Here is a 24128-nt window from a genome sequence, read left to right as displayed (position 1 = left end):
GGGCTGGTCGATAAATATTTGTGAACAGAAAAAAATCCAGCTGAGAATGCTCAGCTGGATTTTAAAATACACCTATATTATGGAAGTAACTTCATTTTTTATTTGAAATGCTGAACCTGGAAAAGGTTATAGTAGACTCCTTTTTGTTTCATCAACTCATCATGTGAACCCTTTTCGGCCAGGACACCATGGTCGATGACAAGAATTTGATCGGCATGGGTGATCGTAGACAATCTGTGGGCCACTATTAAAGTTGTTCTGTTGCTCGCCAAGCGTTCAAGCGAGTCCTGGATCAGTGCTTCACTTTCCAGATCAAGAGCAGAAGTAGCTTCATCAAGTATCAGCATCGGAGGATTTTTCAGGAAGACCCGGGCAATGGCGACCCGTTGTTTTTGTCCGCCAGATAATTTCACTCCGCGTTCACCGACTTTCGTATCGTAACCTTCGGGCAGCAATTCTATGAAGGTGTGTGCATTGGCAGCTTTAGCAGCCGCTTCTACTTCTGCGTCAGTGGCGTCCGGTTTCCCCATAAGAATATTGGCTTTGACCGAGTCACTGAAGAGAATCGAATCCTGGAGAACAAGACCAATTTGATCCCGCAGCGTATGAACGCTGACGTCCTTCAAATTGTGATCGTCCATAAAAATTCCGCCTTCTGTTACATCGTAAAAACGGGGGATCAGAGAAACGATTGTCGATTTTCCTCCGCCGCTCATTCCAACCAGTGCAACGGTCTCCCCCGGTTTGACGGTAAAACTCATATTGGACAGAACTTCCGTGCCACCATCATTATAATGGAAGGAAACATTCCGGAACTCCAGTTTTCCGTCGGCCACTTTCAAGTCACGTGCCCCTTTTTTATCTGTAACATCATACTCTTCGTCGATAAGTTCAAACACACGGTCCATCGACGCCAGGGATTGTACAAGTGTCGTTGAAGAATTGACCAGACGGCGCAGCGGATTGTAAAGACGCTCGATATAGGCAATAAACGCCACCATTGTTCCCAACGTCAAATCTCCCTGGATAACCTGGTAACCCGCATAACCTATCACCAGTAACGGTGCTACATCGGTAATGGTGTTAACGACGGCAAATGCCTTGGCATTCCATTTCGTGTGGTCGATTGCTTTTTCCAGAAACTGATCATTGGTGTCATTGAAAATTTTCTGTTCATGTTTCTCAAGAGCAAAGCTCTTGATAATGCTCATCCCTTGCACCCGTTCATGGAGGTAGCTCTGAACATTCGCAAGTGCCTGTGAGCGCTCGCGGGTCAAATCACGCAGGCGGCCGAAAAAATACTTGACGCTCAGCGCATAGAACGGAAAAGCCAGTAAGGCAACAATCGTCAATGAGACATCCATCGACAGCATAATGGCGATTGCGATGAGAATCGTCGCAAGATCGAGCCAGACATTCATCAATCCGATCATTACAAAATTCTTTGTTTGTTCGACATCGTTGATGACGCGCGAGATAATTTCGCCTGCACGCGTATTGGCGTAATATCTGAGGCTTAGCCGTTGAAGATGTCCATAAAGGTATCCGCGGATGTCGTAGAGGATTTTATTGCTTACATACTGCGCATAATACTGGCGGTAATATTCAATCGGCGGCCGCAGCAGGAAAAACACGATTGCGGTTCCTCCGAGCCACAGGTAGAGCTGTTCCAGCTTTTCCTGATTTGATAAAGCATCGGCACCGATAATATCGTCAATGACGATTTTGATCAGCAAGGGGATAAAAAGCGGAATGGCGAATTTAAATACACCAATAAGGATCGTCAAAGCTATTTGCCAATAATACGGTTTTACAAAATGCATATATCTTTTCATGCTGCTTTGTTTCTTATCGTTCAAATAAATCACTCCAATCTCTCTTCAAAATGAAAAACCTGTTGGCTGGCAACAGGTTTCCAATCTTTCAACGAATCCGGTTATGTCTGTGAGATTCATACCGCTCCGTCCATACTTCGATGAAGTCCTGGGCAAACGGGCCTCTGCGCTGTTTGATCCAGCCAATGAGCTTTTCGACATTGCGATAAAGAATCTGGTCGATCACTTCAGGGTAGCCCATCTGCCGTTTATGGTCTTCATATTCGTCTTCATCCAATAACGTGTAAGACATATCCGGAAACACTTTTACATCCAGGTCGTAATCGATATATTTCAGTGAACCATTATTATACACAAATGGCGAGCTGATATTGCAATAATAGTAAACCCCATCATCACGCAGCATGCAAATGATGTTAAACCAATGCTCCGCGTGAAAATAACAAATCGAGGGTTCGCGTGTCAGCCACGTGCGGCCATCCGATTCGGTTACCAGAGTCCGTTCATTTGCACCGATTACAATATTATTAGTCCCTTTCAAAACAGTTGTTTCCTGCCAGACACGGTGGATTCGGCCGTTGTGCTTGTAACTGTGGATTTGTATCGTTTCTCCCTCTGGGGGAATCGCCATGTCCATCCCACCTTCTCGTCTAAGCCCTTATATTATCTGCTATTTCAATATTATATCAATCAATTCTGAAAACATACAGTAATACGGCGAAGAAGGCAAAAAATTACATAACGACCGAGCGTCCCCCGTCAACGATGATAGTCTGCCCGCGAATCATATCCGAATCATCCGAAATCAGGAACATTGCTGTTTTGACCATGTCCTCGATTTCCACCATCCGGCCAGCCGGTGTGTTGACCCGTGCATCGTTCAACAGCTCTTCACGATTCGGGAAATGCTTCAGCGCTTCCGTATCAAGTGCGCCACCGGATACCGTATTGACAGCTATCCCTTTCGGTGCAAGCTCTACTGCCAGATACCGCGTGATGGATTCGACTGCCGCTTTGGATACTCCGATGGTCGTATAATTTTCAAGGTAGCGGATTGATCCCAAAGAACTGATGCCGACGATCTTGCCGCCTTTGTCCATCAATTTTGCCGCTTCCTGCGCGCCGAACAGCATCGCTTTGGCATTGATGTTCATCGTCCAGTCCCAATGCGATTCTTCCAGTTCCATGATCGGACGCAGTACTCCGGAAGCGGCATTGGAGACAAAAACATCCAATCTGCCGAACTCTTCCCTGATTGTCTCGAACATGCCGCGCAATTTTTCGACATCTCCGACATTCGCTCTGACAAGCAGGGCTTTGCGTCCTCTTGCTTCGACTTCCTTCACTGTATCCAGCGCAGCAGTTTTGCTGCGTGCATAATTGACCACGATATCATAGCCTTCATCGGCCAATGCGATTGCCATCGCTTTGCCGAGCCCTCTGCTGCTTCCTGTAACCAACGCCACTTTCTGTTCAGCCATTCCTATACATCTCCTCTGTTTAATAATGCGGTTTTCATCTTTTGCACCGGACCGGATACTGGCAGCAGATCCATTTCCGCTGCATCGACCCATTTCATGTTTTCTGCTATTTCCATATTTTCACCTTCGGCAATAAAGCCATCCACATTCCATGTTAAATGAGAAAAGACGTGTTTGAAAGAAGTAATTTTCTCGGCTTTTGCGACCAGCCCGTTAAATTGTTCTGATAACCTTTCTTCGACTTCTGTTGCACCGATGCTTTCAGGTACTTCCATGAGCGGAAACTGCCACATATTGGCCAAGAGACCGGTTGAAGAACGCTTCTCCATGAGCAAAGCATCTCCTTGGCGGATGGCGACCATCGCATAATTCACCGCTTTACTGGCCTTCGCTTTTGTTTTAACAGGAAGTTCACTCTGCCGTCCTTCATGAAATGCCGCGCAATGTTCGCGCACCGGACATAATAAGCATTTCGGTGAAGTCGGAGTACAGATCAACGCTCCAAGCTCCATCAGGCCTTGATTAAAAGCGGAAGGATCCTCATGGCTGATCAGTTCGGTGACCGCCTCTTCAAAGACTTTCCGGGTTTTGGGCTTTGCAATATCTTCTTCGATCAACAGGATTCTGGACAATACGCGCATGACATTGCCATCAACCGCATGCTCCGGGAGGCCGAACGCGATGCTTAGCACGGCTCCGGCAGTGTAGGGTCCGACGCCTTTCAGGCCGGAAATCTCTTTGCGGCTGCCGGGGACAGTGCCGCCGTATTTTTCAGCGACTTCACGGACACCTGCCTGAAGGTTCCGGGCCCGCGAGTAATAACCGAGCCCCTCCCATTGCTTCAATAAAACCTCTTCGTCCGCATGAGCCAGATCATTCAATGTAGGGAATTTTTCGATAAATCGTTTATAATAGGGGATGACAGTTTCTACGCGTGTTTGCTGAAGCATAATTTCGGATATCCAGATCTGGTAGGGATCCGCAGTGCGTCTCCATGGCAAATCTCTTTTTTCCTCATGGAACCATGTTATCAAATCACCCTGAAACTGATTTTTTTGTATAGTAATGATGAATCCCTCCCATGGTAGTAGATTATTTCACATAAAATAAGGGTATGTAATTGATGGACAGCAACGGTTAAAATCCAAGAATATCGTTATCGTCTAAAATTTTTTGAAAGGGGATGAGACGATGGATACAGGCACACACCTCGTCATGGGCATTGCGCTCGGCGGGCTCGCCATGGCCGACCCCGTAGTGGCTAACGACACCGTAACTATGACTGCAGTCATCGCAGGAACCATCATCGGCTCGCAAATCCCGGATATTGATACTGTACTCAAATTGCGTGACAATGCTGTATATATCAGGCATCATCGGGGTGCAACCCACTCGATTCCGGCTGTGCTCACTTGGCCGCTCCTTTTGTCGGGAGCATTGTGGCTCATCTTTCCGGAAGTGAACCTGCTGCATTTATGGCTATGGACTTTCCTCGCCGTATTTTTGCATGTTTTTGTCGATATATTCAATTCCTACGGCACTCAGGCACTCAGGCCGTTTTCCATTCGGTGGGTGGCATTGGGTGTCATTAATACGTTCGATCCGATTATATTCGGCGCTCATGTCATCGCATTGATGATTTGGGCATTTGGTGCCGATCCGGTATGGACCATCAGCATCCTGTATGTTGTCCTGGTACTTTATTACATCTCGCGCTTTGCATTGCAATCGGCCATCAAACACGCAATACGGAATACGCTTCCGGACGCTACAGAAATATTCGTTGCACCGACGATGCGGTATTTCCACTGGCGCATTGCCGCCAATACGGACCGCCATCATTATGTCGGCCGGGCATATGGCCGGACTATAAATTTCTATGATAAGTTCATGAAAAATCCGATGCCTGACAACGAATTGATGCAAATAGCTCTTAAAGATAAGAATCTGGCAGCATTTGTTTCTTTTTCTCCGCTTTATCGCTGGGAAATTAACCAGTATGGCGAGGTCTTGGAAGTACGGCTGATCGATTTAAGATATCGCAGCAATGATTATTATCCTTTTGTGGCAGTTGCCCATCTGGATGAAGACTATAATATACTCAATTCCTATACCGGCTGGATTTTCAGTGAAGACAAGCTGCGCAAAAAACTGGACTTCAGCCATAATTGAATACAACCACAAAACGCACACTCCAGAGTGTGCGTTTTTTTTGCTTCTTCGGCAACCGCATAAATCAGTCGTTTCTCAGTCGTTCAGTAAATGAGCGTATTTCGGATTGCTTGCAGCAAATTCATGAATATTTTCACCGTAGCTGTCGATCCACTGGCGGACCACTTTTTCGACCACTTCGGTTCCCTGATAGTCATATCCGGCTTTCGCATAAGAAGACTCAAAATCCGACGCAAGCAGTTCGATCCACGTGCGCGCTTTGTCTTCCGAGATATTCGGATTTTTTTCCTGCAATTCACTGGTCAATTGTTCAATGACTTCTTTCATATTTTTACTTCCCTTCTTTTAACGGGCGCAGCATGGAAATCGGCAAAGCCTCGGTGAACTTATCGCTCCCAAGACGATAGCCCCATGCAAATCGGCCCTTCAGATAATCGATTTGAAAATAGACATTGGGATCTCCTTCAATGCGGTAGACTTCCCCTTTTTTGAAATCCTCCGGATCGAGAAGATAGGAAGCTGCCATGATGGCCTTGCGCTCCAGCACCGCAAATTCGTTGATGATGCCCAATTGTTCTGCCTTTCGGGCCTTTTCTTTCAGGCGCGCAATTTCAGTGCGCAATTCCTGTTCATTCATCTCGTTGTAGCGTTTATCTTCACTCATCTTCGTTCTCCTTTTTTTCCAGATATTCATTGATGACTTCAGCCGGAAACCCTTTTTGGTAAAGGCCTTGTTTGACCTTTGATTTCAAATCATAGCCGGTCAGTTTGCTGCTGAATTTCCGCCAAAGTTTATCCCCTTGTGCAGCGACAATGTCCGTCCATTGGTCTTCGTCTTTTTCCAGATCCAAATCGGCAACTGCCAGTTTGATCAATGAATACGAATAACCCTTGCGCATCAATGTGTCACTAATTTTTTGTTCAATCTGGCGCGGCGTCTTGGTTTTTTCCTTGTCAGCGATCTTTTCTGCGATCTCTTTGGCGAGTTCCAACTGTTCTTCATCAGAATAGGAAGCGAGCACATCTTTTTGCACTTGTTTATCAATCCCTTTCTTCTGCATATCCTGTTGGATCGCTTTTGGGCCTTTTTTGGCTGACTTCATCTGTGTGCGCATCAATGCTTCAGAAAATGCGCGGTCATCGAGGAAATTCAATTTATATAGTTTTTTGATCGCTTCATCTATAACTGCTTCACCATATTCTTTGTCTTTCAGCTTCTGCCGCACTTCATTTTCACTGCGCATCCGGAAACTAAGAAAATCGAGGGATTTATTAAAAGCTTTGCGGACTTCATCTTCGAAATTTATTTCTTCGATGGTCCATTGGTCCAGCTCTTTGCCTTTGGTCAGTTGATACCTGACGAGCACCGTTTCATCGACACTGAAAGCGAATTTCTCTTCCAGGAAAATATTATAGCGTTCAGGATTCTTTTTCCCTTGTGTGATTTTTGTGATAATCGGCATTCATCGGCACCTCTCTTCCCTATTCAGTATAACCTTTCGAGGGCTTAAATGCATCGATTCAGGGTACAATACAGTAAATGGAGGCGATATGCATGAAGATAGCTATCACTGGAGGAACCGGTTTTGCCGGCAAGGAAATGACGAAATTATTCCGTCAGGAGGGACATGAAGTTTTTATCCTCACGAGAAGTCCGAAACCATCTGACAACGGAGTCCATTATGTCGAGTGGCTCACCGATGGAGCTGCACCTGAACGGGAACTTGCAGGAATCGGCGCTTTTGTAAATCTGGCTGGGTCATCGATCAATGACGGCCGGTGGGATGACGAACAGAAAAAACTTATTTACAGCAGCCGCGTCGAAGCGACCACTGAAGTGCTGCGCATCATCAAAGCTTTGGAAGAAAAACCGAAAGTGCTGGTCAACGCAAGCGCAGTCGGAATCTATCCCGCTTCGACAGAAAAGTCCTACACCGAGAAATCGCCTGAAAGAGGAGATGACTTCCTGGCAAAAACCGTCATCGAATGGGAGCGGCTTGCAAACGAAGCGAAAGAACTGGGCGTGCGTGTGGCTCTGGCCCGTTTCGGCATCATCCTGGGGAAAAAAGATGGCGCTTTGCCGTTGATGGCTTTGCCTTACAAGCTTTTTGGCGGCGGCACAGTGGGAACAGGAGAGCAGTGGCTGTCCTGGATTCACGTGAACGATCTGGCGCGTGCCGTTTTGTTTGCCATTGAAACGGATAATCTTGAAGGGCCATTCAACGTCACAGCCCCTTATCCGAAACGCATGAAGGAATTCGGCAAGGAAATCGCTCATGCATTAGGGCGGCCGCATTGGTTCCCGGTACCTGAATTTGTGCTGAAAGCTGCACTCGGGGACAAAAGCCGGCTGGTGTTGGAAGGTCAGCGTGTCCTGCCCGAGGTGTTGCAGAAACAAGGCTTTGAATTCTCCTTCCCAGATCTCAGATCGGCTCTGGCTGATATTTACAAATAGGGCTATAATGTAGGGATGAACAAATGAAGGACGTGTGCAGAATGAATGATAAACCAATTATGGAAGTTGGCCAAAAATTCCCATTAACAATAAAAAGGCTCGGCATCAACGGTGAAGGCATCGGTTTTTTCAAGCGTAATGTCATTTTTGTATCGGGCGCTTTGCCCGGCGAAGAAATCACAGCACAAATTACAACAATCAAACGGAATTTCGCGGAAGCCCGCATCGTAAAAATGCGTCAGGCTTCCCCTCACCGCCAGACTCCTCCCTGCCCTATTTATGAGGCGTGCGGCGGCTGCCAGCTGCAGCATATGACCTATGACCAGCAACTCGTGGAAAAACGCGATCTGGTCGTCCAGGCTCTCGAACGTTACCTAAAAGGTGTTGAGGTCAAAATTGAAGAAACGATCGGGATGGAAGATCCGTGGCATTACCGCAATAAAAGCCAGTTCCAGACACGGCTGAAAGGTTCGAAAGTGATCGCCGGACTGTTTGCTGAAGGCTCTCATCAACTGCTTGATATCGAACAGTGCATTGTCCAGCATCCCGATACGACCGTCATCACCAATTCAGTGAAAAGGATTCTGGAGGAATTGCGGATTCCGATCTATGATGGAAAAACGATGCAGGGTATCGTTCGGACAATCGTTGTCCGCACCGGCATCCAAACCGGCGAAATCCAGTTGGTGCTGGTCACGACCCGCTCTAAAATACCGAAAAAGGAATTATTGCTCGAAAAACTGAAAGACCTTGATGTCAATCTTGTATCGATTGTCCAGAACATCAACCCTGAAAAAACCTCTCTTATATTCGGAGAGGAAACCGTTACATTGTTCGGCAAAGATACGATTCACGAAAAGCTGGGCGAGTTGGCGTTCGATCTATCAGCCCGCGCATTTTTCCAACTCAATCCGAAACAGACCGTCAAATTATATGATGAAATCAAGCGGGCAGCCCAATTGACCGGCACTGAAAAAGTGGTCGACGCTTATTGCGGAGTCGGCACAATCGGCCTGTGGCTTGCAGAGGGTGCCGGTGAACTTCGCGGCATGGACACGATTCATGACAGCGTTGTGGATGCAAAAGCAAATGCCAAACGGCAGGGAGTTGAAGCAAAATACGTTACCGGGACCGCAGAAAAATGGCTTGATATGTGGAGCAGGGAAAATTTTGTGCCCGACGTACTGACAGTTGACCCTCCGCGCACCGGACTCGGAGATTCCTTGTTAAAAACGATTCTGGCCGTGAAACCGAAACGCTTTGTCTATACTTCGTGCAATCCTTCGACTTTGGCGAAGGACCTTCAGCAATTGACGAAAATCTACCGCATCGAATACATCCAGCCTGTCGATATGTTCCCGCAGACAGCGCAGGTGGAATCGGTCTGTCTGCTCGAGTTGAAAAACCAGTAACTTCATAATTTCCAGAGAGTAGTTTTCAATGCCTTAATCCATGAAACCCAAAAACAGCTGTATTGTTTCTGCAGTGACTGGCTGGCTGACCCTGTATATGGGTGTATTGCCTTAAAACCGATTTCTCTGAGGAGATCATTAAAAATGAAAAAAATAACGATTGTCTCTTTGCTCATCTTCATTTTCTTTTTAATAGCATCTAATGGTTTGGCGATAATCAGTTTTCCCGGCTATTCTATTTTGAGCAACACAACCAGCCATTTGGGGGCGCAAGGTTCACCGTATTCATGGATTATGAACATCTTCTTTATTAGCCTTGGTCTAATGGCAATCCTGGTTACGTATTCCACCAGGATCCGCTACCATCAGGTTGTGGGAGCAGTATTCGGACTTAGCCTGATCTTGACAGGGGTTTTTCCACACGCACCATTAGTTGACTCTGTGCCGGTCAACCACCTGCAGGATCAGATTCATTCACTCTCTGCCACTTCAACCGGATTCAGCTTCACTTTACTGGCGGCAGGCCATGGATTTATCAGTACCGGCCCACAGAGAATTGCCGGGATCGTTATGGCAATTGTTGCCGTAATAATATCAATCGCCATGGGTATTTTCCCTGCAATCACAGGCCTTTTGCAAAGAGTCATGTTCGTTGGCGCGTTCGGCTGGTTATTTTTCTGCATGAAACCACCCCGGAACAGGCAGTTAAACGGAAAGTTCGACTTTGATTAAATCGATTTCGCCTTCCTCTCCAGTGGTGTCAGTAAAATCGAATAGCTGAAACCCTTACAAATTTTATTAGTCAAAAAGGACTTCCGGATAAGCCCGGAAGTCCTTTTTGAATCGCGTCAGATGTTATTCGGTTGCAGCTTTGGAGATCCTAGTATCGCGGAAAGCGATAATGGTGAAAATGATAAGCAATATCCCTGCGATAAGCAGGAGGAAGCTCAGTTGCTGGGTGAGTTCCAGGAATAGGCCGCCCAACACCGGACCAGCCAGACTGCCGATGCTGAAAGCGATGCCGCAAAGGAGGTTCCCGGTAGGCAGCAGTTCCCTCGGCATGAGATCCGCCATATAGGAAATGCCCAACGAGAAAGTGGAACCGACAAACATACCCGCCAGGATGAAGAAACCAAGCGTGACCCAGGCGTTCGATTCAAAGAAACTGGCAGTGCCGAATGCAGCCGCACCTCCGAAAAGTGCCATCAGCAGAACTTTCTTTCTGCCGATACGATCGCTCAATTCACCAAGCGGCAGCTGCGTCGCAATGGCCCCGGCTGAAAATGCCGCCAGCATATAAGAGACCATCGCTATATCGATTGATTGGCGCAAAGCGTAAACCGGGTAGATCGCGTTTAATGACGATTCCAAAAAGCCATAGCCCAGCGGAGGAAGAAACGCGAACCAGCCAATCACAAGAGCGGCTTTAAAACGCCCCAAAGTTCCCCTTGCAGTCATCGCACTCGTTGTCGTTTCGGGAAAGTCATTTTTCAGGAAAAAGACCAATAACCACGCAATGAGGCATAGTAAACCGGAAATGATGAAAGGCAAGGCTTCAAAAATAGACACGAGCGGAACGAATAATGGTCCCGCACCAAAACCGATACTGAAGGACATACCATAGATTGCGATGTTCCGTCCCATGCGATTCTGGGGCGATGTGCTGGTAATCCAGGTTTGTGTCGAGAAGTGCAAGGCCTGGTCCCCGATCCCGATCAAAATCCGCAGGAAGAACCAGAACAAAACGGATTTCCAAAGCGGAAACAGCAGCAATGACAGAATGACCAAACCGCCTCCCGCGATGATGATGGGCTTGAACCCAAAACGCCGCAATTGTGGCTCCATAAATGGTGCGATTACTAACGTACCTATGTATAAACCGGTGGCGCTTAAGCCGTTTAATGCGGATGAAACGCCATCCTGTTCGAAAATAACCGCAATCAGCGGCAATAACATTCCTTGGGAAAAGCCGGAAATCGAGACAATAGTGACAAGAATCCAAAAACGGCCGTTCTCACTTTTTAAAAAATTTTTCATGGTGCCTCCTTTGAGTAAGCACGTTCTTTTGTATTTAAAGTATAGTAGGATACAATTTTATCATAAGGAGGAGATAGAAGATGAAGTTTTCAATGACAGAAAATGGTTTTACCGGTGATTTGCCTTTCGGCGAACTGGCCGTTTCCACAAATGAGGAACATGGATTCCGTCCGTACCAATTACTGGTGGCCTCTCTCGCAGTCTGCAGCGCGGGCGTCATCAGAAAAGTTTTGGAGAAAAAGCGCATGCCGGCTGAGGATATCCAGGCGGAAGTGAAAGAGGTCATCCGCATCGATGAAGAAGCCGGTCGCGTTTCGAAGGTTCACCTTCACTTTATAATTAAAGGTGATATTGATGAAACAAAAATGGAGCGGGTCATGGAATTGACGAGAAAGAATTGCTCGATGGTTCGTTCCGTGGAAAATTCGATCGAGGTTGTTGAAACATACGAATTGGTGTGAGACCAATAAAAGCTCAGTCCGTGTATCTGGATATCAGATCGCGGCTGAGCTTTTATGTTGCGTTTTCATTTCTTCTTTTTTTCATAAGACCATTTTTTCGGCTATCGCCGGTTAAATGTTCGAACCCCCTCCTTTTAGCTGATTAATGTTGACAGGTTTCGACTATTCATTATGGCCTCCTCTCTGTTGATTAATCTTAAATTAACACAGAGTTCGAATTAAGTAAATATTCAAAATAGAAAAAATAATAAAATGACTCTTTTTACCCATCATCCATTGAAATCTCATCCTTTTTCAGCTACGATAGAATGCGAAATGAGGTGTACCCCATGGGAAAATCCATCACAGACAAAGAAAAACAAGTAATTTATATGAAACAGCGTTTAAACATGTTCCTCGAAGTTCTCGATTCAATCGAACCGGAAACTGCTGAACTTGAAGATATAGACCGGCTGATTGCTATGGTTGATGAACTTGACGGCAAGATGCAGCAATTCAACAGCCGCCCTACTGATGAAAGTTGATTTACACGCCCTTCCGTTTCCATCTTCTGAGATGGGCGGATTTTTTTGTGATCAATATCAATACTGAACAAAAAAACGTCGGACAGGCTTGAAGTATGAATACTCAAGACGGTCCGACATATCTTTTAAAGCGCTTTATGACATCACGCCTGGATTGCATAACGGCATTTATCTGCCCACCCACCATCAGAAGTATGGCGGATACATATAACCAGAGCATGAGCATGATTACACCGCCGATCCCTCCATAAGTCGCTGAGTAATTGGCGAAATTATTGATATAGACAGAAAAGCCGAATGATACACCAAGCCATCCGATGGCGGTAAAGGTCGATCCAGCCAATACTGATTTAAAATCAAGTTTGACGTTGGGAGCTGCCCAGTAGATCACTGCAGCAACAACGAAGATTATTAAAGGCGGTATCGAAAACCGCAATGTGTTCCATGTTTCCAGAAACCCTGCCTCAAGGCCAAGAAATGAAAATATGAAAATTCCGACTTGACGGCCGAATATCGGCAGGACCAATGCAATCAGCAAAATGAAAATCATCAGAACTGTCGTGATGATCGACATGCCCCTGGCAATCAGGATCGGCCGATTTTCTTCCACACCATAGGATCTGTTCAATGACTTGATCAGAGCATTCATGCCAAGACTGGCAGACCAGATTGTGGCAATAAGGCCGAACGAAAGCAAGCTGCGGTTTTCCTCAGTCAGAATCTCTTTTAAAGTCTCTTCAATAAGAATATAGACTTCTCCCGGCACGACATTCGACATGAAGAGATACACTTGCTCTTCAGCAATATTTAAATAAGGCAGAAGTGTGATAAGAAATATCAATAAAGGAAAAATGGACAACAGGAAAAAGAACGCTAATTGCGCTCCAAGACCCGTGACATCCACGTCGTTGATTCTTTTCCATAATTCCTTCAGAAAGCCGGAGGACCTAGTGACATCATAACTGGGTCCCTTTGCTTCCGGACTGTTCTGCCGGATATCCTCTTCTGTTTTCCGGAAATTTTTCAGGGAATTATTGCTTTTTCCCATATTCCGCATCGCGGTTTGAGTTATTGTCTGAAGACTTGTCATTTTCATCAGTCAGTGATGACGATGCCGATGGATTGTCTTCTTTAAGTGCTGATTTGACATCTTGAGTCGAATCAACCACAGCTTCTTTCGTATCGACAAAAGCCTCTTTCGTCTCCATCGCCATATCTTTCACCTGAGGAGTCAGCTCTTTGATTTCATTGACTTTATCGCCTACGTAGGAAGCATCTTCAGAAACGCGCTCATAAAGGTTCTGAAATTTACTTGCCTGCTGTTGGACCGCAGATTTCAGTTCATCTTTATTGCTCGCGTAATATTTTGCGTTCTCTGATGCCTTTTTCGATTTCTGCATAACATCTTCTCTCGTGTTGCGGTCAAATAAGGATACAATAATCCCTACTGCAGCACCCACTAATAATCCTGTCATCAATTTGTTTTGGCTCATTCTGAATTCCTCCCAATGAATAGTTTGTTCTGATGTGTCTTTTGAATTTTTCCCTAATCTCTCCATATTTAAACTTCTCTGTATTTTATTTTTTTAAAAAAACCTTGACTCTTTGCGATAACTTTCGGAATATTAAATCAACAGGGGGTGCAAAATTATTTCAGGAAAACAGAATGATATGCTTGAGGGGGAGAATTAATGCAAAGAATCGAAGAAGTATTGGGAACGATCAGTGGATATGTTTGGGGGGTTCCACTTCTTATCCTGATTGTCGGAACAGGGATTTATCTTACTTTACGTTTAGGATTCTTACAGCTTCGCTTATTGCCTTATGCACTTAAATTAACTTTTACCAAAAATGTTGACAAAGATTCCGAAGGGGATATATCCCATTTCCAGGCACTTTCCACTGCAATGGCAGCAACTGTAGGTACGGGTAACATCGTTGGTGTTGCAACAGCTGTTGTCCTCGGTGGTCCAGGTGCAATATTTTGGATGTGGCTTTCCGCCTTCTTCGGGATGGCGACTAAATACGGGGAAGCTGTGTTGGCTGTAAAATACCGCATCACTGACTCGCAAGGAAAAATGGCTGGTGGACCAATGTATTATTTGGAACATGGCCTCAAGCAAAAATGGCTTGCTGTTCTCTTTGCAATTTTCGGTGCAATCGCTGCTTTTGGTATAGGTAACATGACACAATCCAATTCTGTTGCGGCAATTACTGTCGATACTTTCGGTGTACCTACTTGGGTTACAGGACTCATCCTTACAGTTTTTGCTGCACTGGTAATTTTGGGCGGAATAAAAACAATCGGGAAAGTTACTGCATTTTTCGTACCGATTATGGTCATATTCTACGTCTTTGCCGGCTTAATCATTATGGTCATGAATATTGATTTGATTCCTGCTGCTTTAGGTACAATTTTCAGCGCTGCCTTTACAGGTGAAGCTGCTGCTGGGGGAGCAATCGGGGCAGCAATCCGTTATGGCGTTGCCCGAGGGGTTTTCTCAAACGAAGCAGGACTTGGTTCAGCTCCTATTGCTGCTGCTGCTGCGAAAACAGATATGCCTGGGCGCCAGGCTTTGGTTTCAATGACACAGGTTTTATTTGATACATTAATTGTTTGTTCGATTACTGGTATCACCATTGTCATGTCAGGTCTTTATATAGGCGGTGACCTTGAAGGCGCACCTCTGACAAGTGCTGCATTTGCTCAGTATCTTGGAGGTTTCGGTCCATATGTTGTAGCGATAGGTTTAATTTTCTTTGCCTCTTCAACAATTATCGGTTGGTCTTACTACGGGGAAAAATGTTTCCAGTATTTATTTAAAAGTCCAAGCCTGCTGATTGTTTATCGTGTTCTTTTCGTTGCAGCCGTCTTCCTTGGCGCTACTGCTTCACTTACTGTCGTCTGGACGTTCTCTGACGTTATGAACGGCTTAATGGCAGTTCCGAATTTGATCGGCCTTCTTGGCCTGTCAGGAGTCATCGTGTATGAGACGAAGAGAATCGTTGCAAAAGCCAAAGAAGAAAAAGAAACGAAAGCTGAACTTGCTCGTTCAGGAAATTGACTTTTTTTTTGATAAGTGAAATGATAAGGCATACCATACCGAAAGGCAGGAACCTATCATGGACTTATCAAAACAGTCTCCAGAGAACGTCAACTTTATGATCGAGGAAATCAAAACGAAATTGCGGATGGTCAATGTCGATGCTATGAAAGCCGAGCACTTCAATGCCTCCCAATATGAAGATTTGCGCGATCTTTATGAAATGGTCAAAAAGCGTGATAACATCACTCCAAATGAGATGCAGGCAATCGCCCAAGAACTTGGCGCATTGCGCAAGTAAGAAAAGCGACAGGGCCCGTTAAGCTCTGAAAGGCATAAGACAGAACAGCAAAGCGGCGTTTCTTGCCGCATAGCTGGGCTGGCTTATGACCCGAAGAGCTGGGCCGCTGGAGTCTGGACAATATGAAAAGCCCCTGAATTTATTCAGGGGCTTTTTCAGGCTGTCGAGAAACCCTCTCGACAGCCATTTTTTGTTTATTTGAACACTTTTTTGATGTAAACTGAAAGAAAATGAAGGAGCGAGGTCCCATGATTGGTCCCGTTAAAAACCACCGACATGAACAGGTCACCGTCTCAATTGATGAACTCGTACCGCAAGATCATTTTCTCCGTACCGTCGATGCCCTTATCGATTTTTCTTTCATTGAAAACATTGCTTCACCCTATTATTGTCCAGATAACGGCCGTCCGGCCATTCCACCGATCACATTGTTTAAGATGTTATTCATTGGTTATTTCTATGGCATCCGGTCCGAACGCCAATTGGAAAAGGAAATTCAGATGAACAATGCCTATCGCTGGTTCTTGGGTTATTCACTCACCGATCGCATTCCCGATCACTCCACCATCAGTTTTAACCGGAAAGGCCGATTTGAAGACACCACGGTCTTCGAACAAATTTTCGACGAAACCGTCCGCCAGGCGCAAGCTCACGGCATGGTGAATGGACGTCTGCTTCTATCAGATTCCACCCATATCAAAGCCAATGCCAATAAGAACAAGTTTATCCGTAAGGCAAAACCCGAAAAAGTGGTCAGCTACCTGGGAGAACTAGAACAAGCTGTCGAAGCTGATCGGGAGGCTCATGGAAAAAAGCGCTGAAGCCGAAGAGGGTTCGGCCGGTTTCCAAAACCAAACCGGCGATGACCCGCGAAAGCGTGACCGATCCGGATAGCGGCTTCCTCATGCGAAACCAAAAACCCCAGGGATTCTTCTATCTCGACCACCGGACGGTGGATGCCAAATACAATTTCATCACGGATACCTTCATCACGGCTGGTAATGTCCACGACGCCGTCCCTTATCTGGACCGGCTCGCTGTCCAAAAACATAAATTCAATTTTCCGGTGGAAGCGGCCGCCTTGGATGCCGGTTATTTTACCGGCCATATCTGCAAGACCTTAAATCAAGCTGGAACGTTTGTGGTCATGGGCGCTCGCCGTTTCAAAGGTGGGAATCCCAAAGTCCCGAAACGTTTATTTACGTATGTCTCATCATTAGACGCCTATGCATGCCCTATGGGCTGCAAGTTATCCTATGCGACGACGGATCGAGAAGGATATCGTCATTATAAAAGCCGAACACAGGATTGTGAAAACTGTCCACTGCGCTCGGATTGTTTTTCCGCGAAAAGCAAGCACCGATCGATTTTCCGGCACATCTGGGAAGACGAAAAAGACAAGGTGCGCGCCAACAAGCGCACGCCTAGCGGAAAAAAACTATATAAATTAAGAAGCCAGACCATCGAACGGAGTTTCGCCGATGCGAAAGAACTCCATAGTTTCCGCTACGCAAGGCGACGAGGGCGCAAGTCCGTCCAAGAACAGGCTTATCTGACAGCAGCAGCGCAGAACATTAAAAAAATGACCCTTCTGCTAAGCAGAAGGGTCTAAAAACTTCATGATCTTTTGTTTTTTCACAAATCAACTAAGAGCAAACTCGATGAAACCTTAGTTTCTCAACAAGCTGGAAAAGCCCCTGAATTTATTCAGGGGCTTTTTCTATGCGGTTTCAATCATTATTTCGGCAGCAAATTTCATTCCGGTTTCCTGTACTGGGTGATATACCATCCGCCCTCTTTGATGACGGTGTGGATGCCAAGCATTTCAAGTCCGGCTGCTGCCCCCCAGCCCTTCAATTCTTCCCTTGTCGGTAGGCGGTAAAGATTATCGAAGGATGAAAAGAAACTATTGAAGACATTGGCAAAAGGTGGATCTTCGCTGTTTCCTGCAATCGGCGTCACGATGGAAAGGATGCCCCCAGGACTGACCCAGCCTGCCAATTCGAATATCAGTGCTTTCCGCTTCTCGAGGTCAATATAATGCAGGACATTATTCATCATCACCATATCAAAAGGCTCGGACGGATTATAATCCCAAAGGTTGGCATTTTCAACGATGATATTGTCGTCTTCCTCGGTAAGACGCTTCGCTTTTCGGGTCACTTCTTCACTGATTTCGATGCCGTTAAACTGTGTGTCAGGAAATCGCCTTGCCAGTTTCTTGATATATCCCCCTTCTCCGCACCCGATATCCAATACAGTCTTCGCATTGATCTCGCGAATCCGCTTCGCCATTTTCGGCATGGCCAGGACTTCCAGCAGCCGACTGGTTTCAGCGACAGTGCCTGCATGTTTTTCTTCGTCGTAATGAAGCCGGTTGCGATTACGCATCATTTCCGGGTAATGCAGCAAAGTCGGGATATGCAGTTCCATCATCTCTTTCAACAACACTCCGGACGAATTATCGCCTTTTGTTTTTGGAAGCTTCCAGGCATTGGCAATCTTATAACGTCCTCTGCCCGCTTCTTTCAGATGGCCAATGGAAACTCCGATCACCACCCATTGCTCGAGCAGTTTTTCATCAAGTCCAAAAGCATCCGCTACATCTTCTTTCGCCATCGGTCGCTCGAAAGCTTTGAACAGATCAAGTTCGTATCCCACATAGGCATGCCAACTATATAAAAAAGGCTCATTTCTTTTCATATACATTCTGGCTTTAAACATCTTCATTACATCTATCATAGCAATCCCTCATCCTTCCATGGGTAATCGTCTTCCCGCGTATAATATCTCAGCTCTTTTGATTCTTTGGGGAGGTTTCTCAAGCGCACCGGTATGATGCCTCCCTGGATAAAACGGTCACGAACGCTTTCTTTCCACATGCCAAGACCTGACACATTCAGCATCTGTTTAAAATGAAGGATTGGATCTTCTTCCATGCGTTCGAATGTCTTTTGCCGCAGGAAACTTACCGGCTTGAACGGATAGGAATAGGCCAGCGCAGCCAGGTGGCTTAGTTGGATAACATGATCGGCCCTTTTGTGGCGGACTTTTTCATACCATGTCAGATTGTCTGGATTTTTTTTATGGTTTTCAATCATATCAGCGGTCAGCTCACCCAGTATGTCTGCATCCTGTATCGCCATATTCATGCCCTCTCCCGCCATTGGATGGACAGCATGCGCTGCGTCCCCAATAATTGCTTTGTTATGTTTTACGTAGGATGGAGCATGAAACATAACAGGTATCATCAGTTGGATTTTTTTCCAGTCCACAAGTTGTTGTACGTAGCCATCCATTGTCGGAGCAAGGTCGGTATACAGCTTATGAAAATGGCTGATCGGCTTTTCCTTGAGTTTTTTATAATCTCCTTCCGGTATTAGATAGACCGAACGGACCTGTTTATCCGGCAGCGGAAAAAGGCCCAGGAAACGATTGTATGTAGAGATGATCTGCCCATCGGTGAAGCTCTCCGGTCTCGGGAAGGAAACTGTCAGGAAATGATGGTTATAGGTGTTCTGCTTGATTTCAATCTCCATATGCTTCCTCGTAACAGAAGCTCTCCCTTCCGCTCCGAAAAAGAAATCGGCTTCCACTTCCAGCTGCTCTTTGCCGGTTTTGAGCAAAGCCTTATTTTCAGTGTATCCTGTGCAGGATGTTCCGGAGAGATACCGGAAATTTTTATATTCGGATGCGGCTTTCAACAAAATGTCTTTGAGTTCCTCATGATGCGCCATGAAGGCTGCATTATATTTTCCGGGTAACACGCTGTAATCCATAAATGTCTGTTCTCTGACCTGCAGCGAACTGGACAATTCAAGCATATCGAGGATTTTTATTTCATTGCTGCGCTCAGTGATTTCATCGTATAAGCCCAAGCCTTCGAAAATCTGCATGCTCTTCGGCTGCAGCAACTCTCCCTTATAAGTAGGAGCTTTTGCTTTCAAGCGCTCCGCCATCACCACGTCGACGTTCCGCTGAACAAGCTTAAGTGCCAAAGCCAGGCCGCCGATGCCGCCGCCGCTGATAAAGACTTGTGTTTTCATCAAACTCAACTCCTCTTTACTGTATTCCTCAAATACACCGGCTAAAAACCTCATTGGTGCTTCCAATTGCCTGTAAAGAAAATTTTTATTTTCCAAAATGACAGGACAGATGGTCCAGGAAGCCTGTTTGCAGGACTAACTTTACAAAAGAACTGCTATTTGGCCTGCAGGCATTGCAGACTGCGACGGAAAATTGATACTATATAAAGAGATGAGAGGAGAGATTCATTTGACATCATTAAACGATAAATTGACGCGCTATGCTGAATTGGCAGTAAAAGTTGGCGTTAATATCCAGCCAAACCAGCAACTGTACATAGCAGCTTCACTTGAAGCGGCACCATTGGTACGACTGATTGTAAAAAAAGCTTACGAAACCGGGGCAAAACAAGTTTTTGTTGACTGGAACGATGATGCAGTATCGAGGTTGCGCTTCGAAATGGCACCTGAAGAATCATTCTCGGAATTTCCTTCATGGAAAGTTCAGGAACGGGAGCAATTGGCTGAGCAAGGTGCTGCATTCATGAGCATTGTTTCGCAAAGTCCGGATCTTTTGCAGGGCATCGATTCAAAACGCATCGCCGCATCCCAGAAAGCAACCGGCCAGGCGCTCAATAAATACCGCCAGTATGTGCAATCCGATAAAATCAGCTGGACTGTTCTTGCCGCCCCTTCAAAAGCATGGGCAGCCAAAGTCTTCCCGGATGTTCCGGAAGATCAGCAGATTGAAGCTTTATGGGACGCGATTTTGAAAGCTGTCCGCGCCGATCTTGAAGAGCCTATCGAGGCCTGGAAAGAACATGACGAATTACTGCATACCAAAGTCGATTATCTGAACGGCAAAAAATACGCGAAATTGCATTACACTTCTCCGGAAACCGATCTTGAAGTGGCTCTTCCAAAAGGACATCTCTGGTGCGGCGCGGGCTCCATCAATGAAAAAGGAGATGCTTTCATGGCAAATATGCCGACGGAAGAAGTTTTCACTGTTCCGCAAAAAGATGGAGTTAATGGTTATGTTTCCAGCACCAAGCCTTTAAGTTACGGCGGCAACATCATTGACGAATTCAAAGTGACATTCAAAGACGGCCGCATTACCGAAGTTGCCGCAAAACAGGGCGAAGATGTATTGAAGCAGCTTGTTGATACAGACGAAGGCTCCCATTATCTCGGGGAAGTTGCGCTTGTTCCTCATCAGTCGCCTATCTCGGCTTCGAATATCCTTTTCTACAACACCTTATTTGATGAAAATGCGTCCAACCATTTTGCAATCGGAAGCGCATACTCCTTCTGCCTTGAAGGCGGCAAGAAAATGTCTTCCGAAGAATTGCTCCAACACGGCCTGAACCAAAGCATTACTCATGTAGACTTTATGGTCGGTTCTGAAAAAATGGACATCGATGGCATTTTGGAAGACGGCACACGGGAACCGATTTTCCGAAACGGCAACTGGGCATTCTAAAACTCAACAAATTCGACACTTAATATTTTTTCTATTATCATGTATACTAAAGTATGATAATCATTGTCGAGAGAGGAGTTATTTTCATGCTGGCTGGTGTAGTAACCGTTTTAGGTTTCATGGTTGTAATCTTCATATTTTTCTTTACGCTCCTTCATTTTCTTGGAAGAGAATTGCATACGCATGATGCAGAACATGTGGATCCGCATCCGGAACGCAAATTCTGAAGTGTATTCTGAAAGCAGGCTTTTATTAAAAAGCCTGTTTTTTTATTACCTTAAAATGACTGAAAGATTACAGTTCGGAAACATTTCTTTTGCACAGACATTACATATTGCAGCTAAGGTCCCATAAATATTTGTTGCAGCGAGTCAATAGGCCCCCGTAATATTGCAATTTCAAGCATCTTGAAAAAGCCCGCTTTTTTAGCGTGTTAAAATTCAAAATGGACTTGTTTTATATTAGGAGGAGTAAAGGTATGTTTTCTTCATCAGATATTGGAATCGACTTAGGCACAGCAAATATTCTCGTTTATACAAAATCAAAAGGCATCATCTTAAATGAACCATCGGTTGTCGCATTGGATACGAAAACCGGCAAAGTCATCGCTATCGGCGAAGAAGCAAAAGCTATGATCGGTAAAACTCCGGCTTCGATCCGCGTAGTGCGCCCGTTGAAAGACGGTGTCATTGCGGATTTTGATGTGACCACGGATTTATTGAAAATGGTTATGCAAAAAGCCGCCAAGGTGATGGGAGCTGCTTACCGGAAACCGAATGTGATGATTTGCACGCCGTCCGGTGCAACTTCCGTAGAACGCCGCGCTATTCATGACGCCGCCAAGCAAAGCGGTGCAAAAAGTGTGCATCTGATCGAAGAACCCGTTGCAGCAGCAATTGGAGCCGATCTGCCGGTAAGCGAGCCGATTGCCAGCGTAATAGTGGATATCGGTGGAGGGACGACGGAAGTCGGAATCATTTCCTTCGGAGGCGTCGTTTCATCCAATACCGTGAAAGTTGCCGGTGACCGCATGGATGAAGACATCATCCAATACGTGCGCAAGCATTATAACGTGCTGGTTGGTGAACGCACTGCCGAGAATATCAAAAAAGAAATCGGCTACGCGCTGATTCCCCATAAAGCAGAGACAATGGAAGTCCGTGGCCGCGATATCATGACCGGCCTTCCGAAAACAGTCACGTTAAGCTCGACAGAAATTCAGGAAACACTGAAAGAACCGTTATTGGCAATCCTGGAATGCATTCGGGCAACGCTTGAAAATTGTCCGGCTGAACTGTCAGGGGATATTGTCGACCAGGGAGTTGTCATCACAGGCGGCGGTGCATTATTGAAAGGCATGCAGCAATGGCTGTCTGAAGAAATTTCAGTACCTGTCCACTTGGCCCCGATGCCCCTTGAATCGGTAGCTGTTGGAACTGGGCGTTCACTTATTATGTTGAACAAGCTTGATAAGATTTCAAAATGATCCATCCGGGAGCCTTGTGCTTCCGGTTTTTTTTGTATGAATGGAGTGAAACTCGTAATCGGCAGAAATTTCGATTAAAATAGAAGTTAGTTAACAAGTAAGGAGTGGGAAATATGTCAATGCTGAATGAAATCCTGGACTTTAATAAGAATTTTGTCGAAGAAAAAAAGTACGAACAGTTCATCACTACAAAATTTCCCGACAAGAAGATGGTTATCCTGACTTGCATGGATACCCGATTATTTGAGCTGCTGCCAAAATCCATGAATTTAAAAAACGGTGATGTGAAGATCGTCAAATCTGCCGGAGCAGTTATTAACCATCCATTCGGCGGCATTATGCGCAGCCTGATTGTTGCAATCTATGAATTGAACGCTGATGAAGTTTATATTATTGGCCATTACGATTGCGGGATGTCTGCCATCGAACCGCAGAAAATCCTTGAAAAAATGAAAGCCAGAGGCGTTACTGAAGAAACGATCGATATGATGCGCTATTCCGGCGTCAACCTCGATGAGTGGCTCCGAGGTTTCGATGATGTTACCGAGAGTGTCCGCCACAGTGTCAATATGGTGCGCAATCATCCCCTGATGGACGCTAAGGTGCCGGTACATGGACTGGCGATTGATCCGACCACCGGCAAATTGGATCTTGTCGTAGACGGAAATAAAAACCGTTGAAAAAAACCGCTGAGAAATTTTCTCAGCGGTTTTCTAGTTTATAAAAAAGTATTACATATAATATTTCACAAAACAGCTTCGCTTTACAAAACCCGTGCTCCTGTCTCTGTCTCTGCATCGCTGCGCTAGCTTCGAGACATGAAAGAGCGTTGCATCGCTACGCTAGCTTCGTCGCAAAGGTTCGACCGAATGCTGTTCGGCCAAACCTTCTCAGCGGTTTTCCTGTGGAAAATATATATAATCGACAGCTATGCCTTCTTTGCCGAACTGGCGGAGCAGTGAAGTGATCTGCCCTCTGTGATAAGAAGCATGGTTGATGAAAGTGAAAAGCATCTCTTCCCTGGTCTCTTCAAAAGATTTCCCCTTGAGATTCGTGAACTTCATGGGTTCCTGCCACTGTTTTTCCGAAAGTGAGGAGAAATAGAGTTCCATTTCTGCGTGGAGCAGCATAAATGCCTGTTTTGCCTCTGCTGCTGTATCCACCCGAAACCGTTCGACCGCCGGTTTCCCGACTCCTGTCATCCGAAGCAGCCACAGCTTTTCCACAATTATTACATGGCTGAGGGTATCTCTGATCGAGGAGAAGGAATTGACTCCTTCTCTTTGGTAAATGTCATCTTCCTGGCTTTCTATATATGACAGGATTTCCTGGGTGGCCCATTTGTGATAGGCGAAAATTTTATCTCTTAACATAATAAGGCACCTACTTTCTGTCAGCATTTTATTCCCATA

26 protein-coding genes are annotated in these 24128 nt (G+C 45.7%); 13 read left to right on the top strand and 13 right to left on the bottom strand.

Annotation, left to right across the window (positions count from 1 at the left end):
- Positions 1 to 98 precede the first annotated feature (98 nt).
- From DIJ65_RS10905 to mutY, 4 genes are all read right to left on the bottom strand, one after another.
- Positions 99 to 1823: an ABC transporter ATP-binding protein gene (locus DIJ65_RS10905; RefSeq protein WP_313903019.1), complete on the bottom strand. Its 1725-nt coding sequence runs from the start codon at positions 1821 to 1823 to the stop codon at positions 99 to 101.
- 100 nt (positions 1824 to 1923) lie between these two features.
- Positions 1924 to 2466 carry a nucleoside tri-diphosphate phosphatase gene (ntdP, locus tag DIJ65_RS10900; protein WP_117302010.1) on the bottom strand — a complete coding sequence of 181 codons (543 nt, stop codon included), beginning with the start codon at positions 2464 to 2466 and terminating at the stop codon, positions 1924 to 1926.
- A gap of 103 nt (positions 2467 to 2569) precedes the next feature.
- Positions 2570 to 3316 carry an enoyl-[acyl-carrier-protein] reductase FabL gene (fabL, locus tag DIJ65_RS10895; RefSeq protein WP_117302012.1) on the bottom strand — a complete coding sequence of 249 codons (747 nt, stop codon included), beginning with the start codon at positions 3314 to 3316 and terminating at the stop codon, positions 2570 to 2572.
- Positions 3317 to 3318: 2 nt separating this feature from the next.
- Positions 3319 to 4317 (bottom strand): A/G-specific adenine glycosylase, encoded by a 999-nt coding sequence (mutY, locus tag DIJ65_RS10890; protein ID WP_230321386.1) that lies wholly within the window; start codon positions 4315 to 4317, stop codon positions 3319 to 3321.
- Positions 4318 to 4507: 190 nt separating this feature from the next.
- Here mutY and DIJ65_RS10885 point away from each other — a divergent pair, with 190 nt between their 5' ends.
- Complete coding sequence (locus tag DIJ65_RS10885; protein ID WP_117302015.1) at positions 4508 to 5488, top strand: metal-dependent hydrolase; 981 nt, start codon at positions 4508 to 4510, stop codon at positions 5486 to 5488.
- A 75-nt stretch (positions 5489 to 5563) separates the two neighbouring features.
- Here DIJ65_RS10885 and DIJ65_RS10880 read toward each other — a convergent pair whose 3' ends face one another.
- Genes DIJ65_RS10880 through recX form a run of 3 tightly spaced genes read right to left on the bottom strand, consistent with a single transcriptional unit; the run spans position 5564 to position 6951 of the window.
- Positions 5564 to 5815 carry a YfhJ family protein gene (locus DIJ65_RS10880; protein WP_117302017.1) on the bottom strand — a complete coding sequence of 84 codons (252 nt, stop codon included), beginning with the start codon at positions 5813 to 5815 and terminating at the stop codon, positions 5564 to 5566.
- Positions 5816 to 5819: 4 nt separating this feature from the next.
- Positions 5820 to 6152 carry a YfhH family protein gene (locus tag DIJ65_RS10875; protein ID WP_117302019.1) on the bottom strand — a complete coding sequence of 111 codons (333 nt, stop codon included), beginning with the start codon at positions 6150 to 6152 and terminating at the stop codon, positions 5820 to 5822.
- Positions 6145 to 6951 (bottom strand): recombination regulator RecX, encoded by an 807-nt coding sequence (gene recX, locus DIJ65_RS10870; protein ID WP_117302021.1) that lies wholly within the window; start codon positions 6949 to 6951, stop codon positions 6145 to 6147. Before recX ends, DIJ65_RS10875 begins: the two co-directional genes overlap by 8 nt.
- Before the next feature lie 92 nt (positions 6952 to 7043).
- Here recX and DIJ65_RS10865 point away from each other — a divergent pair, with 92 nt between their 5' ends.
- The 3 genes from DIJ65_RS10865 to DIJ65_RS10855 all read left to right on the top strand — a co-directional run bounded on the left by DIJ65_RS10865 (position 7044) and on the right by DIJ65_RS10855 (position 10087).
- The gene (locus DIJ65_RS10865; protein WP_117302023.1) at positions 7044 to 7943 is read left to right on the top strand and encodes a TIGR01777 family oxidoreductase; all 900 of its coding nucleotides are present in this window, start codon (positions 7044 to 7046) and stop codon (positions 7941 to 7943) included.
- Between the two features lie 41 nt (positions 7944 to 7984).
- Positions 7985 to 9355: a 23S rRNA (uracil(1939)-C(5))-methyltransferase RlmD gene (gene rlmD, locus DIJ65_RS10860; protein WP_117302025.1), complete on the top strand. Its 1371-nt coding sequence runs from the start codon at positions 7985 to 7987 to the stop codon at positions 9353 to 9355.
- A 144-nt stretch (positions 9356 to 9499) separates the two neighbouring features.
- Positions 9500 to 10087, top strand: coding sequence for a DUF998 domain-containing protein (locus DIJ65_RS10855; protein WP_117302027.1), 588 nt, complete (start codon positions 9500 to 9502; stop codon positions 10085 to 10087).
- Positions 10088 to 10210: 123 nt separating this feature from the next.
- On the opposite strand, the gene DIJ65_RS10850 is transcribed toward DIJ65_RS10855, so the two are convergent.
- Positions 10211 to 11392, bottom strand: a complete 1182-nt coding sequence (locus DIJ65_RS10850; protein WP_117302029.1) for an MFS transporter — start codon at positions 11390 to 11392, stop codon at positions 10211 to 10213.
- A gap of 80 nt (positions 11393 to 11472) precedes the next feature.
- On the opposite strand from DIJ65_RS10850, the gene DIJ65_RS10845 reads away from it, so the two are divergent.
- Both DIJ65_RS10845 and DIJ65_RS10840 read left to right on the top strand, forming a co-directional pair.
- Positions 11473 to 11853, top strand: coding sequence for an OsmC family protein (locus tag DIJ65_RS10845; protein WP_117302031.1), 381 nt, complete (start codon positions 11473 to 11475; stop codon positions 11851 to 11853).
- A 329-nt stretch (positions 11854 to 12182) separates the two neighbouring features.
- Positions 12183 to 12377: an SE1561 family protein gene (locus DIJ65_RS10840; protein ID WP_117302033.1), complete on the top strand. Its 195-nt coding sequence runs from the start codon at positions 12183 to 12185 to the stop codon at positions 12375 to 12377.
- 103 nt (positions 12378 to 12480) lie between these two features.
- On the opposite strand, the gene DIJ65_RS10835 is transcribed toward DIJ65_RS10840, so the two are convergent.
- Together DIJ65_RS10835 and DIJ65_RS10830 are read right to left on the bottom strand one after the other, a co-directional pair.
- The gene (locus tag DIJ65_RS10835) at positions 12481 to 13425 is read right to left on the bottom strand and encodes a YihY/virulence factor BrkB family protein (protein ID WP_117302035.1); all 945 of its coding nucleotides are present in this window, start codon (positions 13423 to 13425) and stop codon (positions 12481 to 12483) included.
- Complete coding sequence (locus DIJ65_RS10830; protein WP_230321387.1) at positions 13409 to 13870, bottom strand: YtxH domain-containing protein; 462 nt, start codon at positions 13868 to 13870, stop codon at positions 13409 to 13411. Before DIJ65_RS10830 ends, DIJ65_RS10835 begins: the two co-directional genes overlap by 17 nt.
- A 198-nt stretch (positions 13871 to 14068) precedes the next feature.
- Between DIJ65_RS10830 and DIJ65_RS10825 the strand changes: the two genes are divergently transcribed.
- From DIJ65_RS10825 to DIJ65_RS10815, 3 genes are all read left to right on the top strand, one after another.
- Positions 14069 to 15442: an alanine/glycine:cation symporter family protein gene (locus tag DIJ65_RS10825; protein WP_117302037.1), complete on the top strand. Its 1374-nt coding sequence runs from the start codon at positions 14069 to 14071 to the stop codon at positions 15440 to 15442.
- A 58-nt stretch (positions 15443 to 15500) separates the two neighbouring features.
- Complete coding sequence (locus DIJ65_RS10820) at positions 15501 to 15722, top strand: DUF1128 domain-containing protein (RefSeq protein ID WP_117302039.1); 222 nt, start codon at positions 15501 to 15503, stop codon at positions 15720 to 15722.
- A 248-nt stretch (positions 15723 to 15970) separates the two neighbouring features.
- Positions 15971 to 17334, top strand: a protein-coding gene (locus DIJ65_RS10815; protein ID WP_230321389.1) for an IS1182 family transposase whose coding sequence is annotated in 2 segments (ribosomal slippage) — positions 15971 to 16540 and positions 16543 to 17334 — 1362 coding nt in all. Because the reading frame shifts where the segments join, the coding sequence is not laid out codon by codon here.
- A 143-nt stretch (positions 17335 to 17477) separates the two neighbouring features.
- Here DIJ65_RS10815 and DIJ65_RS10810 read toward each other — a convergent pair.
- Together DIJ65_RS10810 and DIJ65_RS10805 are read right to left on the bottom strand one after the other, a co-directional pair.
- Positions 17478 to 18464 carry a class I SAM-dependent methyltransferase gene (locus DIJ65_RS10810; protein WP_117302041.1) on the bottom strand — a complete coding sequence of 329 codons (987 nt, stop codon included), beginning with the start codon at positions 18462 to 18464 and terminating at the stop codon, positions 17478 to 17480.
- Positions 18461 to 19768 carry an FAD-dependent oxidoreductase gene (locus tag DIJ65_RS10805; protein WP_117302043.1) on the bottom strand — a complete coding sequence of 436 codons (1308 nt, stop codon included), beginning with the start codon at positions 19766 to 19768 and terminating at the stop codon, positions 18461 to 18463. Before DIJ65_RS10805 ends, DIJ65_RS10810 begins: the two co-directional genes overlap by 4 nt.
- 229 nt (positions 19769 to 19997) lie before the next feature.
- Here DIJ65_RS10805 and DIJ65_RS10800 point away from each other — a divergent pair, with 229 nt between their 5' ends.
- From DIJ65_RS10800 to DIJ65_RS10790, 4 genes are all read left to right on the top strand, one after another.
- The gene (locus tag DIJ65_RS10800; protein ID WP_117302045.1) at positions 19998 to 21230 is read left to right on the top strand and encodes an aminopeptidase; all 1233 of its coding nucleotides are present in this window, start codon (positions 19998 to 20000) and stop codon (positions 21228 to 21230) included.
- A gap of 86 nt (positions 21231 to 21316) precedes the next feature.
- The gene (locus DIJ65_RS16345) at positions 21317 to 21457 is read left to right on the top strand and encodes a hypothetical protein (protein WP_185959543.1); all 141 of its coding nucleotides are present in this window, start codon (positions 21317 to 21319) and stop codon (positions 21455 to 21457) included.
- A gap of 251 nt (positions 21458 to 21708) precedes the next feature.
- The gene (mreBH, locus tag DIJ65_RS10795) at positions 21709 to 22716 is read left to right on the top strand and encodes a rod-share determining protein MreBH (RefSeq protein ID WP_117302047.1); all 1008 of its coding nucleotides are present in this window, start codon (positions 21709 to 21711) and stop codon (positions 22714 to 22716) included.
- A 113-nt stretch (positions 22717 to 22829) separates the two neighbouring features.
- Positions 22830 to 23396 (top strand): beta-class carbonic anhydrase, encoded by a 567-nt coding sequence (locus DIJ65_RS10790; protein WP_117302049.1) that lies wholly within the window; start codon positions 22830 to 22832, stop codon positions 23394 to 23396.
- 210 nt (positions 23397 to 23606) lie between these two features.
- Here DIJ65_RS10790 and DIJ65_RS10785 read toward each other — a convergent pair whose 3' ends face one another.
- Entirely contained in the window at positions 23607 to 24089 is a 483-nt protein-coding gene (locus DIJ65_RS10785) for a DinB family protein (protein WP_117302051.1), read from the bottom strand.
- Positions 24090 to 24128 lie beyond the last annotated feature (39 nt).

It is taken from the genome of Planococcus salinarum, from assembly GCF_007004625.1.
In the GTDB taxonomy this organism is placed as follows: domain Bacteria; phylum Bacillota; class Bacilli; order Bacillales_A; family Planococcaceae; genus Planococcus; species Planococcus salinarum.
Note: the sequence above shows the minus strand (reverse complement) of the source record. Positions and strands in the feature narration are given on the sequence as shown.

Bases quoted from the DNA above. Each gene is read 5' to 3' on its own strand.
- DIJ65_RS10905 (WP_313903019.1), bottom strand. From the start codon at position 1,823: ATGCATTTTGTAAAACCGTATTATTGGCAAATAGCTTTGACGATCCTT.
- ntdP (WP_117302010.1), bottom strand. From the start codon at position 2,466: ATGGCGATTCCCCCAGAGGGAGAAACGATACAAATCCACAGTTACAAG.
- fabL (WP_117302012.1), bottom strand. From the start codon at position 3,316: ATGGCTGAACAGAAAGTGGCGTTGGTTACAGGAAGCAGCAGAGGGCTC.
- DIJ65_RS10885 (WP_117302015.1), top strand. From the start codon at position 4,508: ATGGATACAGGCACACACCTCGTCATGGGCATTGCGCTCGGCGGGCTC.
- DIJ65_RS10880 (WP_117302017.1), bottom strand. From the start codon at position 5,815: ATGAAAGAAGTCATTGAACAATTGACCAGTGAATTGCAGGAAAAAAAT.
- DIJ65_RS10875 (WP_117302019.1), bottom strand. From the start codon at position 6,152: ATGAGTGAAGATAAACGCTACAACGAGATGAATGAACAGGAATTGCGC.
- recX (WP_117302021.1), bottom strand. From the start codon at position 6,951: ATGCCGATTATCACAAAAATCACACAAGGGAAAAAGAATCCTGAACGC.
- DIJ65_RS10865 (WP_117302023.1), top strand. From the start codon at position 7,044: ATGAAGATAGCTATCACTGGAGGAACCGGTTTTGCCGGCAAGGAAATG.
- rlmD (WP_117302025.1), top strand. From the start codon at position 7,985: ATGAATGATAAACCAATTATGGAAGTTGGCCAAAAATTCCCATTAACA.
- DIJ65_RS10855 (WP_117302027.1), top strand. From the start codon at position 9,500: ATGAAAAAAATAACGATTGTCTCTTTGCTCATCTTCATTTTCTTTTTA.
- DIJ65_RS10850 (WP_117302029.1), bottom strand. From the start codon at position 11,392: ATGAAAAATTTTTTAAAAAGTGAGAACGGCCGTTTTTGGATTCTTGTC.
- DIJ65_RS10845 (WP_117302031.1), top strand. From the start codon at position 11,473: ATGAAGTTTTCAATGACAGAAAATGGTTTTACCGGTGATTTGCCTTTC.
- DIJ65_RS10840 (WP_117302033.1), top strand. From the start codon at position 12,183: ATGGGAAAATCCATCACAGACAAAGAAAAACAAGTAATTTATATGAAA.
- DIJ65_RS10835 (WP_117302035.1), bottom strand. From the start codon at position 13,425: ATGGGAAAAAGCAATAATTCCCTGAAAAATTTCCGGAAAACAGAAGAG.
- DIJ65_RS10830 (WP_230321387.1), bottom strand. From the start codon at position 13,870: ATGAGCCAAAACAAATTGATGACAGGATTATTAGTGGGTGCTGCAGTA.
- DIJ65_RS10825 (WP_117302037.1), top strand. From the start codon at position 14,069: ATGCAAAGAATCGAAGAAGTATTGGGAACGATCAGTGGATATGTTTGG.
- DIJ65_RS10820 (WP_117302039.1), top strand. From the start codon at position 15,501: ATGGACTTATCAAAACAGTCTCCAGAGAACGTCAACTTTATGATCGAG.
- DIJ65_RS10810 (WP_117302041.1), bottom strand. From the start codon at position 18,464: ATGATAGATGTAATGAAGATGTTTAAAGCCAGAATGTATATGAAAAGA.
- DIJ65_RS10805 (WP_117302043.1), bottom strand. From the start codon at position 19,768: ATGAAAACACAAGTCTTTATCAGCGGCGGCGGCATCGGCGGCCTGGCT.
- DIJ65_RS16345 (WP_185959543.1), top strand. From the start codon at position 21,317: ATGCTGGCTGGTGTAGTAACCGTTTTAGGTTTCATGGTTGTAATCTTC.
- mreBH (WP_117302047.1), top strand. From the start codon at position 21,709: ATGTTTTCTTCATCAGATATTGGAATCGACTTAGGCACAGCAAATATT.
- DIJ65_RS10790 (WP_117302049.1), top strand. From the start codon at position 22,830: ATGTCAATGCTGAATGAAATCCTGGACTTTAATAAGAATTTTGTCGAA.
- DIJ65_RS10785 (WP_117302051.1), bottom strand. From the start codon at position 24,089: ATGTTAAGAGATAAAATTTTCGCCTATCACAAATGGGCCACCCAGGAA.